Raw genomic sequence first — 15362 nt, 5'->3', positions numbered from 1 at the left:
GCTGGCCACTTAGGAGCCACAAAGGTCGGGGCTGCTGCTAGCTGCCGTTAGCACAGAAAAAGCCGAAATCAGGACTTTCCAATCATTCTGCGGAACGCCAGCGGCGACATTCCGGTGTGCTTCTTGAACAGCCGGCTGAAGTAAGATGGGTCGGCTACTCCCACTTCCAGGGCTATTTCGCTCACCGCCAGGGTACTCTGAAAAAGCAGGGCCTTAGCCTCCAGCACGATACTTTCCTCCAGCCACTTCGCCGGCGCCTTTCCTGTCACGCTGCGCACCGATTTGGTGAGGTGGTTGGGCGTGATGTGCAGCAAACTGGCATAGTCACGAACAGAATGCGCCGATTTCAAAGAGGTGGCTACCAGCTGCTTGAACCGATTGGTAATAACCAGCGCCGTTGACTGCGGTGCCACGGGAGTAGCCACGTACGCCCGGTTCAGCTCGTGCAGCAGCGCCAGCAGATAAGCCCGCAAAATATCGGGATACTGTAACTCGCGGGCGTTGTACTCGGCCAGCAGGCGCCGCAGCACGTCTTCCACGAAGCCGGCCGTTTCGGCATCGAGTGCAATGAACGGGCGGCCCCAAAACTCCAGAAACCCGAAAGCCAGCGGGGTATCGGTGGCGTTGAGCTTGGCCCGCAGCATGTCGTGGCGGAAGTGAATCAGAAAACCGGTATTCTCGTCGCCGGGCTCAAAGGAATAGAGCTGCCCGGCCCGTACCAGGAGTAGCTCGTGCTGCCGAATGGTGTACTGCTCGTTGCCGATGCGCATGCGCGCGGCCCCCGACGTAAGGTAGAGCAAACTATGCGCCGTAGAGCGCGAAGGGGGAATGGCTTGCTTGAATTGCGCGTACATCTGCTCCACGGCCACAATAAAAAACCACTCCGACCCTTCCATGCGCAGCTTTTTGAAGGCCGAAGCATCCGGCATAAACTGCTCCAGGAAGTTGCTGGTCTGGTAAGTGGTAATGGGCTTGGAAGGAGAGGCTGGCATAGAATTGAACAGCGCGGGCAGTCGGCTTTGCCCGCGCCAGCAGGGAGTTTCCTTGGTAAAGACGAGCAACCAGCTGCTATATTTTATGACCCGCCGCCCGCAACGAAATCCGCGAAACGGTAAGCTTATCGAAGCCTGAAGCTGTTTGCAAGCGGGCCAGCTGCAACCGTCCGTCCGCTATATTGCAGCCTAACGCCTGCTGAATGCCCTCTGTTACTGATTGGAGTGAGCTGGAAGTGGCGCAGGTGCAGGGCCGCAACCGCCTCATTACCTGCCGTAACCTACAGCCGCTCAAGCTTCTGAATCCTGCCGCGCCAGTCGGCTCGTGCCACGTGGTGCTGTCCAGCTACGGCGGCGGCATGGTAGCCGGCGACACTATCCGGCTGCGTATCACAGGGGGCGCGGGCACGCGGCTGTTCGTCAGTTCGCAGTCGAACACCAAGATATTCAAGTCGATTGACGGGCAGGTGGCCGAGCAGCACGTGGCGGGGACGCTAGCCGATGATGCGCTGGCCGTGGTGTTTCCCGACCCCGTAGTACCGCAGGCCGGCAGCCGCTACCGCCAGCTTCAGCACTGGAACCTGGCCGCCAATTCGTTGCTGCTGGTAGTGGACTGGCTGCATTCCGGCCGGATGGATATCGGCGAAAAATTCGAGTTTCACTCGTTTTTCTCGGAGCTGCAAGTGCGCCGTGAAGGCCGCCTGGTGTTGCTGGATCGGTTTAGTTTTCACCCAACCGAGCACATTGCCACGTCGCCGGCCAACTTCGGCGCCTACCAAACCACCTTCTCGCTGTACCTGGTGGGCAACCCCACCGACCCCCGTTTCACCCGCCTGGCCCAGCTGCTCGAACAGCTCCGCATGCCCCTGCCCGACACGCCCCAGTTCGACCTAAGCGGCCACGACTGTCTGGTAGCTGTTGCGCAGGTCCGGCCCGAGGTGTACGTGCTGCGGGCCAGCGCGCACAGCCGCCACGCCTTGCAGCCGCTGTGCGCCCAGCTATTGGCCGTGCTGGCCGAAGAAGCCTTCTTCAGCTACAACCCGCTGGCCCGCAAGTATTAACGTTGCGCGAAGTCTTTGCTTCACGTATCAGTTGAACAACCGGCGGGTGGTGTTATACTACAGCAACGATACGCGAAGCAAAGGCTTCGCGCTACAGCCTAACGCGGCCGCCGGTCTTCGCTCACGGAAGCAAAGGCGCGGGCTTTGGCAGCGTGAATGTGGCTGATGATTTCGTCGAGGCCGAAGCCGTCGAGGGCGCGGGCGAAGAGGAACGGGCCTTCACCGCGCATGCGCTGGGAGTCGCGCTCCATCACGCCCAGGTCGGCCCGGATCAGGTCTTTGAGGTCGATTTTGTTGATAACCAGCAGGTCCGACTGGGTGATGCCGGGGCCGCCTTTGCGCGGGATTTTGTCGCCGCCCGACACGTCGATAACGTAGATGGAATAGTCGACCAGCTCCCGGCTGAAGTGGGCGGCCAGGTTGTCGCCGCCGCTTTCCACGAACAGCAAATCCAGGGTGGGGAAGCGCACCATGAGGGCTTCCAGGGCGTCCATGTTCACGGAAATATCTTCCCGGATGGCGGCGTGCGGGCAGCCGCCGGTTTCCACGCCCACAATCCGGTCGGCGCTCAGGGCACTGTTGCGAATCAGAAACTCGGCGTCTTCACGGGTGAAAATGTCGTTGGTGACCACGCCCAGCTCGAACTCATTGCGCAGCCGCTCACACAGCGCCTTGAGCAGCGCAGTTTTGCCTGTGCCCACCGGCCCGCCAATACCCACCGTGAAAGCGCGCTTGCGGAAGTTGCGGTAGGAGGGGAGCCGGCGCGTTTCCCGCTCGGTGAAGTCGCCCGGCGACTCCATTACCTCGTGCGTGTGACCGTGCAGTAAGAGGGCGAGTTTATCAGCAAAAGCCATGGTATTGATGTGCTAATTTTCAATGAGTGAAATGATTGCTGCAAAATAGAACGTCATGCTGAGCTTGCGAAGCATCTCGCGTGCTGACACAGGATTACTATTGCAACCTCAGCACGCGAGATGCTTCGGCAAGCTCAGCATGACGTGTCGGTTTAATCAGCACATTACTCAGTTCTGAAACAGCTTCGAGTAAATATCTTCGTGCAATAGTTGGGCGGTATCCAGCAGGAAGGCCGAGCGGGCGGCTTCATGATAGGGCTTGCCGCCGTGTTCGGCCAGCAAATGCTCGAATACCGCGTAGAAATCGTGCTGGAGGCGGTGGCCTTCCAACGGCCCCAGGAAACCCAGCCGGATGGCGGCGCTGAGTTGGTCGCGCAAAGCTATGTGCAGATACACGGCTTGTAAATCAGCCAGGGCAAAGCCGGCCCGTTTCAGCGCCAGCGTGAAGCTGAGCGTGAAATGTAGCGGCAGCTTCTGCGCTGCAAACCAAGTGCTAAGCGCGGGTAGCCGAGCCTCGGGGTAAAACGAGGTAAGTAGCTTCAGCCAGGTTTTGCCCTGCGTGATGCTGGCGCGGTGCAGCGCCGGTACCAGCAGCTGCGCATCGTATTCTTCGGCTAGTTGCCGCATTTCCTCGCCTAGCTCCGGCAGCGTAAAGCAGGAGTGCATGAATGGCAGCTCCAGGCTGGCTGCCTGCTGCAAATACGTGTACAACTGCTGGCGGAAGTCTCCTGGTGTCTTCACCAGCCCAAACGTGAAGCTGCTTTCCAAGCCATACGAATACGCAAACGAGCCCGTAGGCAAGGCAGAATCCACAAGGTGCAGCAGCCGGACGAATTGCATGGGGAAAAAGATGACGGGAGTTATAGCTAAAAGCTAGATTCCCCTCAGATGAGGAGGGGTTAGGGGTGGTTGAAAAACTAGAACTAGAAAACCAGATCTAATGATCGTTCAACGACTGGTCAACCACCCCTTACCCATCCTCATCTGAGGAGGGGAACTAGTTTCTAAAACAAATTATACAGCTGCGCCAGCGGCAGCTTGGTAGCTGGCTCACAGGTCAGATGCACGCCGTCCACCGTCACGCGGTAGGTTTCGGGGTCCACTTCGATGTTGGGCAGGTAGTCGTTGAGGGCCATGTCTTTCTTGCTCACGGTGCGGCAGCCTTTCACGGCCACTACCTGCTTGGTGAGGCCGTAGTTGGCCTGCACATGCGCCACCGAAGCCTGCGAGACAAACACCATCGACGTTGCACCGATGGCCAAGCCCAGGGCGCCGAACATGGGGCGCGAAAAGGCCGGTTGGGGCGTCGGGATGGAGGCGTTGGCGTCGCCCATCTGCGACTGCACAATCACGCCGCCTTTGATAATCATCTCGGGGCGGGCACCGAAAAACTGCGGCTTCCAGAGCACCAGGTCAGCTAGCTTGCCCAGCTCCACGGAGCCTATTTCGTTGGCGAAACCGTGGGCGCGGGCGGGGTTGATGGTGTACTTGGCCACGTAGCGCTTCACCCGGAAATTGTGGTGGCCGCGGCCGGCGTCCTCGGGGAGGGGGCCGCGCTGCTGGGCCATTTTGTGGGCGGTTTGCCAGGTGCGGGTCAGCACTTCGCCCACCCGGCCCATGGCCTGCGAGTCGGAGCTGATGATGCTCAAGGCGCCCATATCGTGCAGAATATCTTCGGCAGCAATGGTTTCGCCCCGGATGCGGCTTTCGGCAAAAGCCACGTCCTCGGGAATGTTCCTGTCGAGGTGGTGGCACACCATCAGCATGTCCAGGTGCTCATCGATGGTGTTGACCGTGAAGGGCCGCGTGGGGTTGGTGGACGAGGGAATGACGTTCGGTTCGCCGCAGATTTTGATGATGTCGGGGGCGTGGCCGCCGCCGGCGCCTTCGGTGTGGTAGGCGTGAATGGTGCGGCCCTTGAAGGCGGCCGTGCTGGTTTCCACGAAGCCGCTTTCGTTGAGCGTATCGGTGTGGATGCACACCTGCACGTCGTACTGCTCGGCAATGGTGAGGCACTGGTCGATGGCAGCGGGAGTGGTGCCCCAGTCTTCGTGCAGCTTGAAGCCCAGGGCGCCGGCTTCCACCTGCTCAACTAGACCCTCCGGACGCGACGTGTTGCCTTTGCCCAGGAAGCCGAAGTTCAGCGGGTACGCCTCGGTGGCGCGCAGCATCATTTCCAGGTAGAACGCGCCCGGCGTGCAGGTGGTAGCCGTGGTGCCCGCCGCCGGACCCGTGCCGCCGCCCACCATGGTAGTAATACCCGAAGCCAGCGCCTCCGGAATCTGCTGGGGGCTAATGAAGTGAATGTGGCAGTCAATGGCCCCGGCCGTCAGAATCTGGCCTTCGCCGGCAATAACTTCGGTGGTGACGCCCACCACCATACCGGGCGTGACGCCGGGCATGATGTGCGGGTTGCCGGCCTTGCCAATGCCCACAATCCGCCCGTGCCTGATGCCGATATCCGCCTTGTAGATGCCGGTGTAGTCCACGACCAGCGCGTTGGTAATCAGCAAGTCCAGGGCATCGGCTTGCGCAATACCGGCGGCCTGGCCCATACCGTCGCGCAGCACCTTGCCGCCCCCGAACTTGCATTCCTCGCCGTACACGGTGTAGTCCTGCTCGACTTCAATCAGCAAATCGGTGTCGCCGAGGCGCACTTTGTCGCCGGTGGTGGGGCCGTACATATCGGCGTACGCCTGCCGGTTGATGGGAAGGGACATACTAGACTTTGTTGACTAATTCGTATTTTTTGAATCAAAATATTGGCAATTCAAACATTTAATTCTCGCCAATGTACTCTTTTGTTGATAACAGCATCTCTAATTAAACGTTGCCGTTTGTTTAATGATGAGCTTCCAGTTTTTATTTCAAGTATATAGATATTGACAATATCTTCATTATCAATTCCATCAAATACTATTATATCAATTGGGCTGCCAACGAATCTAGCTTCCTTTGGGTTGAAAGGAAAATCTTTCTGAAAAGGGACTAGATGTTCTGTTACCTTGCCTAGAATCACCGCTTGACTTCTGTTAATTGCATCTTGCCTGTAAAAAGTTTCGTATTTGATTTTCCAATTTTCTAAATCAGAAAGTGCGGATTTATTCGCTGATTCAGCCAAAATAGTTCTGAGATTATTAAGCTCATATTTCTTAAATTCATCAAATTGCTTATTTGCTAACAGGGGTACGGCACTATATGATTCGTTGAGTTTGAGTTGAATATTTTCTATGTCTTTTCTAAGTATGTCTTCCTTTAAGCGAAAATTCTCTGTCATAGTATCCTCAGATATTTTCATTTCCCTAATAAAAACATCTTCTCTTGCTTGAATTTTATGTTGCAATGCTTGTAACTCTCTTTTGAGGCGTTCCTGTTCTATTTGCGTTGATTTTAATAGAGTAACTTCTTTTGATTTTATATTGGCTATTTCTTTTCCTCTAAAATAATAGAGTATAAATAGTATGGTTATAATTATTGTGCCTGCAAATTGTAAGAATATATTTGTTTCCATTGTAATTATTTGTTGTTTATTGAAATTAATGCCCCCTTCCTTCCTTCCTCATCCAGCTTCCCATCAATCCAGCCGTTGCCGCCGTACACGATACGCTCACCGGCCAGGGCTACCAGCGTCACCCGTTTCCGCTCGCCGGGCTCGAAGCGGACGGCCGTACCGGCGGGGATGTTGAGGCGGAACCCGTAAGCCAGCGCCCGGTCGAATTGCAGGGCGGCGTTGGTTTCGAAGAACGGGTAGTGCGAGCCGACCTGTACCGGCCGGTCGCCCATGTTGGTTACGTCCAGCTCCACGGTGGCGCGGTCGGCGTTCAGGGTAATGTCGGCTGAGGCCAGCAGGTACTCGCCGGGGTTGGGGTGCAGCACGTTGTCGACGACCAGCTTCTCGGCGGTGCGGGTGAGGCCGGAGGCGTAGAGGGCCAGGGCCGGGTCGCCGGTTTCGCGGCAGACGGGGTGGTGCACCGTTACCAGCTTGGTGCCGTCGGGGAAGGTGCCTTCCACCTGCACTTCGGCAATCATGTCGGCCACGCCGGGCAGCACGTCGTTCAGGCCCAAGAGCTGCTTGCCCTTGTCCATGAGCACGGCCACCCGCTCCCCGTCGCGGATAAACTCCAGCAGCTGCGTGGCAATGAGGGCTACGGCTTCGGGGTAGTTGAGCAAGAGGCCGCGGGCGTAGCGCTTCTGGGCCACGAAGCCGGCCTGGTGCAGCACCAGCTTGTCAAGGTCTTTGGGCGAGAGATGCATAGTTGTTCTGGTGGGGGACCTCACCCCCTAGCCCCCTCTCCAAAAGAGAGGGGGGACTAATTCTAACTCTAAACGTTAAAAAATCTAAGCTATGAATTAGAAACTAGTCCCCCCTCTCTTTTGGAGAGGGGGCTAGGGGGTGAGGTCCGTCGTTGTAAGATCAAACATTCACGTAAATCATATAGCCGCCATACACAATGCAGGCCACCGACGATACCACGCCGGTAACCAGCCGGATGCGGCGGCTTAGGCGCATGCGGGGCGTGTAGGGGATGCTGAGCAGGCCTGCCACGCCAAACATGCCCAGGATGGAGCCCACCCCAAACACCAACAGATACAGGATGCCCAGCAGCGGACTGCTGATTTCGGTCATGACCAGCAAAACCAGCGCACCACTGCCCGCCAAGCCATGAATGAGGCCCACGGTGTACGCTACGCGGTGCTCGGAAGTGGTTTTAAGTTTGAAGCCCAGTGGCTCTTTGCCCGCCAGTCGGCTCAACCCCATGATAATCAGCATCAAACCCACCGCCGCCTCGAAGTAGCCAGATTGCAGAAACGTGGCCCGGCTCAGCAGAATCACGGAGCCGACCAGCGCAATCATGGTGGTGTGGCCCAGGCCCCAATAGAGGCCGTCTTTCATGGCCAGCACCGTGCTGTCGCGCCGGGAAACCATGCTGCTGACAGCCAGTAGGTGGTCGGGCTCGAAGGCGTGGCCTGCACCGGCCACCGAGGCAAAAACAATAGGCAAGAGGTTCTCCATGCAGAAGCAAGCTGGCGTAGCGGGCTGGTATCAGGCAGAGAATCCGGGGTGGGGCGGAGGCGGCAGCGTAGCCAAACGGGGCGTGCGTTGCCAGAGCGAGGTTGGGCAAGATAAGCGCAAGCCCCCAATAAAGCGCAAAAGCAGCCCAACATTGCGGTTGGGCTGCTTTTGTTTTCAGTTACGAGTTGTCAGTTGCCAGTTGCGAGTTACCAGTTGCCGGTTGTCAGTGGCTCTTAACTGGCAAGTGGTAACTCGCAACTCACAACTGACAACTCGCAACTCATTTCCCCTGGAGCAACTTCACTACGTCGGCGTTGCCGCTTTCCTTGGCGCTGGCCAGGGCATCTTTGCCGTCTTTGTCCTTGAGCTTGGGGTCGGCGCCGGCGGCCAGCAGCAGGGCTACCAGCTCGGCATTGCCTTCGCCAGCGGCGGCCATCAGAGCGGTGGCGTTGAAGCTGTCGGGCTTGTTGACCAGGGCTTTGTTTTGAAGTAGCACCTTCACGATTTCGGTGCGACTTTGGCCGGCGGCCAGAATCAGGAAGCTGGTAGGGAAACCAGGCATCATTTCCACCGGGGCGTTGGGGTCGGCGCCGGCTTTGAGCAGGGCCGCCACCTCAGCCGGTTGATTCTTTACTACCGCAGCATACACTTTTTGAGTAGGGGTTTGGGCAAGTGTAAGGGTGGTGTAGCCTAGAAATAAAACAAAAGACAGAATAAGTTTTTTCATGCCGAGAAACGGGCTTTTGTGCAAAAGAATAATCTCAAATATAACATATCGGCTAAATAAAACACTATTGAGCTAAGGTGATACTGGTTTTGCTTTATTATGCACAGTTGGGCTTAGTGCAGCGGTAAGTTAGTTTCATCTTATTTATGCACGTAGTTGACTGCTTGTACCAGAAGCCTGTAGCTACGCGTGATGCAGTTACTTGCAACCTACACCAATGCCCCTTGGCGGCCCATCCGCTGCGCCATTACGCTGGCCAGAATGATTTGCAGCGCATGATACAGCATGAGCGGCAACAGCAGCGCCCCGGTGGCGGCGGTAGCCGGAAACAGCAGACTGGCCATAACGCTGCCGTGTACCAACGACTTCTTGGAACCGCAGAACAGCGCCACAATCTGGTCTTCGCGCGAGAAGCCCAGCACCCGGCTCAGCCCCCACACCAACCCGAAAATCACGAAATACAGTGCCACCATGCCCAGGCCCAGTAGCACTATGTCGGTGGGTACGTAGCTGCGGAAAATGCCCTCGGCAAACGACTCGCAGAAGGAAGTGAAAACGATGCAGAGGATGATAACCTGGTCGAAGACGCGCAGCTTTTGCTTGTGGCGGTCGGCGAAGCCTCCGAAGCGCCGGTTAAGCAGCACCCCCGCCACTACGGGCAGCACCACCTGCCACGTCAGGTCGAGGGCCAGGTGCCAGAGGCGGCTCCCGCCGGTGCCGGTGTTCAGGATGAGGCTGGTCCAGATGGGGGTGAGGAAGATGCCGATGAGACTGCTGATACTGGCGTTGAAAATGGCCGCGGGCAGATTGCCGCCCGCAATGCCCACCATCACCACCGACGTAGACACCGTGCTGGGCAGCGTGCAGAGAAAGAAGATACTCTGCCACAGCAAGTCAGCTTTTTCGCTGCCGAAAAACGGCCGCACCAGCAGCGCCAGCAACGGAAACGCCACAAACGTGATAAGCTGTACCACCGTGTGCAGCTGCCAGTTGCGCAGCCCGGCCTTCATCTTATCCAGATTCAGCCGCAGGCCATAAAAGAAGAAAATCAGGGCCACGCCACCCGTCGTCACCACTTTCCAGGGGATGGGGCTGGCCTTGCTCCCCAGGTCGGGCAGCAGGTACGCCAGCAGCACGGCCCCCGCCAGACCCAACAGAAACCAGTCGAGCAGGCCGGTGCGGCGCAGGAAGGCTACCATACGATTTTCGGAAACAACGGCCATACCATAAACAAAGTAAGTTGCAGAAGTGTAGCGCGAAGCCTTTGCTTCGCGCCGCGCTGCGCCTTAAGGTTGAGACACCAGCCGCGTAGGAGTGCAACGCAAGGGCTTCACGCTACCAAAAAACTCAGCGCAAAAGAAAAGCGCCAGGCCGGAATAGCCTGACGCTTCTTGAAAATACGATGTAGCCGGATTCGGGTTCGGTGGGTTACGCGGCCACCAGCTTGCGGGGCTTCTTTTTGGCCTTGCGGGTACGGTTCCACCACAGAATGGTGCCGGTGATGGGAAACGTGAAGCCCAGCACCACAATCACGAAAGCCAGTACCTTGGTGGGCCAGCCGAAAATAGCGCCGGTATGAACGGGCTTGAACAGGCCCCGAATGCGCTGCCCCACCGGCTGCTGCCCGTAGGTGGTCTGGCGCAGCACCTGGCCCGAATACTGGTCGAAGTACACGTCGTCGGTGGCGCGCTCGGTGAGGGCATCGGGGCGGAGCATGCCCACCTGAATGCTGCCCGTGGGCTCTTTCGGCACCTGCACCGAGTAGCTTTCGGCCGCCGGAATCTGGCGTTGCGCGGCTTGCAGCGCGGCATCAGCCCCAAACGTTGCGCCGCCGGTTGTTGGGACGGTAGAGGTTGGCGGCTCGGGCCGCTGCCTGGGCGAGTGGGTAAGCGTATTGATGGTGTTGCCCACCCAATCGAAAGACATACCGACGCCGGTCAGGGCCATAATCAGCAGGAAAATCGAGGTGTAGAAGCCCAGCACGATGTGGAAATCGTGGTTGAGGCGCTTCCAGCCGCTACCCCATTTCACTTTCAGGCGCTGCGTGAGGGCCTTGCGGGCGGTGGGCCACCACAGCACGATGCCGGTACCCAAAATGAACAGGAACACGATAGAGTTGATGCCCATGATGAGCTTGCCGGTGCGCCCGGCCACCAAGCCGCGGTGAATTTCTTCCATGAAGTGAAAGAAGGTTTCGCGCGGGTTGATTTCGTCGATAACCGCCCCGGTGTACGGATTCACGAAGAGGCGCGGGCCCACGTTGCGGCCTTTGCCGCCGGGGCCACCCGGACCACCTTTTTTGCCGCCGGCACCCGCACCACCGCCCATTGGGCCACGGGCTTCGGCACGGTCTGGTCCGCCACGCTGCGGCCCACGGGCTTCTGCTCCACGGTTTTCGGCTCGCTGCTCTGGCTGACTCGGTTTGCCGCTAGGGCCACCCTGCGGGCCGCCTTTGTCGTTGCCGGCCAGGTTTACTTCCACGGTGCGGGTGGGGTCGGAGTACACTTTGAAGCCACTGATTTTGCCTTTGGGCTTGGCGGCTTTTACGGCATCGGTGAGCTGGGCCAACGACAGGCGCGGCGTGGTAGCGGGCGTCACGAAGTAGCGTTCCGGATGCCAGGCCTGTTCCAGCTCTTTTTCAAAAACCAGTATCCCACCCGTGAAGCACACCACAAGAATGAGCAGCCCGGAAGCCAGCCCGAGGTATAGGTGAATGCGGCGGAAGAAGACTTTCATATGTAAATAATTAGTGCGTTGTGCTTCGTGCCTGGGTTGCTCGTCTTGCCTGAACTGGATGTGCTTCGTGCTTAGGCTGTTGTTCTGATTTTCCAGAACAGAACAGCCTAAGCACGAAGCACCAGGCACGAAGCACTAAAATTTAAAACCGGTAGCTGGCCGTGGCGGCAAAGTTACGGGGCGCAATGGGGTTCACGCTGTTGTCATCGTGCAGGTTGTAGCTCAGCTCATTCAGGATGTTAGCCAGCTTCACGCGCACCGAAAACCGCTCGTAGGTGTAGCCCAGCGAGGCATCGAACAGCACGTAATCAGGGATGCTGATCAGGCGGAAGGCATCGTTGGCTACGGTGAGGCGGGTGTTGCGGCCAGCCAGCTTGTCGCCTACGTAGTAAGCGGTAACCCCGGCGTTCAGGCCGCGCAGGAAGGTGTTGTCGCTGAACGAGTTGCTGAAGTTGTAGAACAAGCTCAGGTTGGCGGTGTGCGCGGGGTTGTAGCGCAGGCGGCTGCCGTTTTCGTAGATATTGCTCTTGGTGTAGGCCGTGTGGTTGTAGCTGTAGCCCGTGATGAACGTCCAGCCCATCATGGGCTTGCTTTGCACATCCACTTCCACGCCTTTGCTGGTTACCTCACCAGCCAGCTCCTGGGCGTTCGGGAAGTTGACGTTATAATTGGGGTTGGGTTGAGTAGGGTCGTTGTTGAAATTCGGCTGAATAACCTGGGCTTGATTGCTGTTCACGATGCGGTAGGCGGTTACGTTGGCCGACAAAGCACCTTTAAACAAGTCGTTTTTGATACCGACTTCGAACTGGTCGATGATGGAAGGAGGCAAAGCCCCGCCCTGGTTGTTGGTGACGGTGTTGCCCTGCGGCGTGAACGAATTGGAGTAGGAGGCGAATACCGAAGTGGTTTTGATAGGCTGATACACCAAACCCAGGCGGGGCGAGAAGGCGTTGTCGTAGCGCCGGTTCTGAGCAGTTACGCGCAAGGTTTGGTCGGCGGCGGTAGGAGGAGCAAAGGTGTACACGTCGCTCGGCGTTTCCTGGTAGCTCCACCGGACGCCAGCCAGCAACTTCACTTTTTCACTGATGCTCATCAAATCCTGCACGTAGAAGCCAGCCCGGCGGGTGTTGCTAAGCGTACGAGTGGCGCGGTAGAGAGCATCGAAGCCGCTTACTCGGTTGGCCGGCTGATTCAATACCCGGCTCCGGTCGAATACGTTGATAGAGTCATATGCTTGTGCCGCATACGACAGCAACTGGGTGTTGTATTGGTCGGCGTCAGCCCCAATTAATACGGTGTGGCCGAGGAAGCCCGTGCGAAACTGCCCCGTCAGGTCGAGCTGGGCGAGGTAATAGTTCTCGGCCGTTTCGGTGCGGCTGAGCGTACGGCCAAAGTTTCCGTACAGGCTTTCCTTGTAACGGTTGGGAGTGGCAGGTATGGCAGGCCTGGTAGGCGTGGCGGGTACGGCAGGAGTACCCAACAGCACTCCGTTGCGAATGGTTGAAGGGCGGTTGCCGGTGCGCTGCTCGTTGTCGTAGCGCTGGAAGGCGCCCACGGCCCGTATTTGCCACTTGTCGGAAAGGCGGCTGCTGAGGGTGGCGGTGGCACTGGTTTGCTGGGTGGCGTTGTTGGCGCCGGGCACGTTCAGGAACCGGGTTCTGGACTCCAGAATGTTGTAGTCGATGGCACCCACCCCGAAGTCGGGGGTGCGGTTGTCGCGCAGGTAGTCGCCTTCCAGAATCAGGGTGGTTTTCGGCGTCAGCTCAAACAGCAACGACGGGTTCACATACACCCGGTTGGATTTCACTTCGTCGCGGAAGCTGTTGGCGTTTTCGTAGGTGCCGTTCAAACGGAAAGCCACTTTCTCGCTGTTGCCAACGGCGCCGTACACGTCCACAGTCGGCTTCCAGAAACCGAAGCTGCCCACGCGCAGCCCCACCGAGCCGCCCTGCTCAAACTGGGGCTTCTTGGTAACGAGGTTCAATACGCCACCGGCCGCTACGTTGCCGTACAGGATGGCCGCGCTGCCTTTCAGCACTTCCATGCGCTCCAGGGAGCTGGCTTCGGGCATTACACCGTTGTTGAACCGGACCCCGTTCTTGAAGGTGTTGTTTGAGCCGTACGCAAAACCGCGGCTGCCCAGCTCTTCCTGCGTGCCGCCGGTGGTGCTGGTTACGTACAGGCCACTCACGTTTACCAGCGCGTCGGAGAGGCGTAGCACCTGCTGCTGCTCCAGCACCTCCCGCTCCACGGTTACGGCACTCTGCGGCAAATCAAGCGTGGCAACGGGCAGCTTGCCCACGCTCACCGCACGCTGGTTCAACGACTTAGCGCCGGTTACGGTTACTTCCGACAGGTTCTGGTTGCTTACGGCCAGCGCGAAAGTGGGTACCGTGGTGGTTTCGCCGCCCACTACCGTTACCGGCAGTTCCTGCGTTACGTACCCGATGCTGCTCACTACCAGCTCGTAAGAACCCGACTGCGCCGTTAGGCGGAAAGTGCCCTCCGCGTTGGTGGTGGCGCCGTATGAGGTGCCCTTCAAGGCTACTGAAACTCCTTCCACTGGCTTGCCGGCGGCATCTTTCACCTGGCCCGTTAGCCAACCGCGCTTCGCCACATCATCGGTGCCAGAGGTAGCAAGCACGAAGGATGAACCAGCTAGTACGGGTACTGGTGCAGCCTGTAGAAAGCTGCTTATGGGTAGCGAAAGAAGCAGGAGTAGAGAAGGTCGGGGCATAAACCGAAGCACTTGGCTTGTTTAGACTGATTAAAAACAATGCAAAGCACGCTTCTATTTAGAAGAATTCAAAACAGTAGATTAATTAAATTAAATCTAATTAATGATTGTGTTGTAGAACGCAAAGGGGCTGGCAGATAGCTGCCAGCCCCTTTAATATGTTCTGTCGCTCTCGTGGTGGTCTATACGGCCTGCGCCAGCATCTGCGTCACTGGGTTCAGCTCGAATACCTCGGCCAACAGCTCGTAAGACCGTAGCCGGTCCTGGAAGTCGTGGGTGATAGTGACGGCCGTTACCTCGTCCACGCCGTAGTCGGCGGCTAGTTCTTCCAGCTGTGCGCGCACCTGCTCGGGAGTGCCGGAAACCATGCGGGTCCGGTGGTAGTCGAGGCGGGCTAGCAGGTCGGGCTCTAAGTGCTGCTGGTAGCGGCGGACGGTTTCAAGGGGGCCGATGGGCGTCCGGTCGCCGGTTTCCAGCTTCAGCATCTGCAAGGCCAAGGCGTCGGCTAGCTCGTTGGCCTTGGCTTCGGTATCGGCGCAAAGCACGAAAATGGCCACGTTGGCTTGCGGCACGGCCAGTTCCGGCGAGGGTTTGAACCGCTCTTTGTAGAGCTTCACCATGGCCGGGCCGTTGTTGGGGTTGATGAAGTGGGCAAACGAAAACGCCGCCCCTACGTGCGCCGCAAACAAGCCGCTTTGGCCACTGGAACTTAGCAGCCACAGCTCCGGCACGGTATCCACAAACGGCGCGGCTTTCACTTTGGCATGGATGGTATCGGGCACTACGTCGTCGCGCAGGAAGGCCCGCAGATCCATGAGCTGCTCGGCAAAGTCTTCGTCGCGGAAGGCGTTGTGCGGGTTGAGAGCGTGGGCCGTAATCCGGTCGGTGCCGGGGGCGCGGCCAATGCCCAGGTCGATGCGGCCGGGGTACAGGGCTTCGAGCAGGCGGAAGTTCTCGGCCACTTTCAAGGCCGAGTAGTGCGGCAGCATCACGCCGCCCGAGCCCAGCCGGATGCGGGTGGTTTCGGCACCCAGCCGGGCCAGCAGCACTTCCGGAGCTGAGCCGGCCAGCGTACCGGTGTTGTGGTGCTCCGATACCCAGTAGCGGGTGTAGCCCAGCCGGTCGGCCAGACGGGCCAGCTCAATGGTTTCTTGCAGCGCCTGCCGGGCCGAGCCGCCCTGCCGTATCGGCGACTGGTCGAGGACGCTGAGGTGTAATCTATTCGGAGTGGACATGATGCC

The 15362-nt window shown here is 58.3% G+C and carries 13 protein-coding genes; 1 reads left to right on the top strand and 12 read right to left on the bottom strand.

All coding sequences use genetic code 11. From position 1 onward, the window contains the following. Positions 1-68: 68 nt before the first annotated feature. Positions 69-992, bottom strand: coding sequence for a helix-turn-helix domain-containing protein (locus J0X19_RS09035; protein WP_206984011.1), 924 nt, complete (start codon positions 990-992; stop codon positions 69-71). 203 nt (positions 993-1195) lie between these two features. On the opposite strand from J0X19_RS09035, the gene J0X19_RS09030 reads away from it, so the two are divergent. After that, positions 1196-2053, top strand: coding sequence for an urease accessory protein UreD (locus J0X19_RS09030; protein ID WP_206984010.1), 858 nt, complete (start codon positions 1196-1198; stop codon positions 2051-2053). A gap of 98 nt (positions 2054-2151) precedes the next feature. Here J0X19_RS09030 and ureG read toward each other — a convergent pair whose 3' ends face one another. From ureG to J0X19_RS08975, 11 genes are all read right to left on the bottom strand, one after another. Then, the gene (ureG, locus tag J0X19_RS09025) at positions 2152-2907 is read right to left on the bottom strand and encodes an urease accessory protein UreG (RefSeq protein ID WP_242582325.1); all 756 of its coding nucleotides are present in this window, start codon (positions 2905-2907) and stop codon (positions 2152-2154) included. 168 nt (positions 2908-3075) lie between these two features. Then, positions 3076-3747: an urease accessory protein UreF gene (locus J0X19_RS09020; protein WP_206984009.1), complete on the bottom strand. Its 672-nt coding sequence runs from the start codon at positions 3745-3747 to the stop codon at positions 3076-3078. A gap of 164 nt (positions 3748-3911) precedes the next feature. Next, positions 3912-5627, bottom strand: a complete 1716-nt coding sequence (ureC, locus tag J0X19_RS09015; protein WP_206984008.1) for an urease subunit alpha — start codon at positions 5625-5627, stop codon at positions 3912-3914. A gap of 50 nt (positions 5628-5677) precedes the next feature. Further along, entirely contained in the window at positions 5678-6418 is a 741-nt protein-coding gene (locus J0X19_RS09010; protein WP_206984007.1) for a Holliday junction resolvase-like protein, read from the bottom strand. Positions 6419-6423: 5 nt separating this feature from the next. Beyond that, positions 6424-7161, bottom strand: a complete 738-nt coding sequence (locus J0X19_RS09005; protein WP_206984006.1) for an urease subunit beta — start codon at positions 7159-7161, stop codon at positions 6424-6426. 160 nt (positions 7162-7321) lie between these two features. Further along, positions 7322-7921 (bottom strand): sulfite exporter TauE/SafE family protein, encoded by a 600-nt coding sequence (locus J0X19_RS09000; RefSeq protein ID WP_206984005.1) that lies wholly within the window; start codon positions 7919-7921, stop codon positions 7322-7324. Positions 7922-8201: 280 nt separating this feature from the next. Continuing rightward, the gene (locus J0X19_RS08995; RefSeq protein ID WP_206984004.1) at positions 8202-8648 is read right to left on the bottom strand and encodes an ankyrin repeat domain-containing protein; all 447 of its coding nucleotides are present in this window, start codon (positions 8646-8648) and stop codon (positions 8202-8204) included. Between the two features lie 209 nt (positions 8649-8857). After that, positions 8858-9871: a bile acid:sodium symporter family protein gene (locus J0X19_RS08990; protein ID WP_242582322.1), complete on the bottom strand. Its 1014-nt coding sequence runs from the start codon at positions 9869-9871 to the stop codon at positions 8858-8860. Positions 9872-10076: 205 nt separating this feature from the next. Next, positions 10077-11384 (bottom strand): PepSY-associated TM helix domain-containing protein, encoded by a 1308-nt coding sequence (locus tag J0X19_RS08985; RefSeq protein WP_206984003.1) that lies wholly within the window; start codon positions 11382-11384, stop codon positions 10077-10079. A 142-nt stretch (positions 11385-11526) separates the two neighbouring features. Continuing rightward, a complete protein-coding gene (locus J0X19_RS08980) occupies positions 11527-14028 on the bottom strand; it encodes a TonB-dependent receptor (protein WP_317194761.1) in 2502 nt (833 codons plus the stop codon). A gap of 275 nt (positions 14029-14303) precedes the next feature. Beyond that, positions 14304-15356, bottom strand: coding sequence for an LLM class flavin-dependent oxidoreductase (locus tag J0X19_RS08975; RefSeq protein WP_206984001.1), 1053 nt, complete (start codon positions 15354-15356; stop codon positions 14304-14306). Positions 15357-15362: the final 6 nt, after the last annotated feature.

The organism is Hymenobacter telluris (assembly GCF_017313265.1).
In the GTDB taxonomy this organism is placed as follows: Bacteria; Bacteroidota; Bacteroidia; order Cytophagales; family Hymenobacteraceae; genus Hymenobacter; species Hymenobacter telluris.
This window is presented reverse-complemented; position numbering and strand designations above follow the sequence as displayed.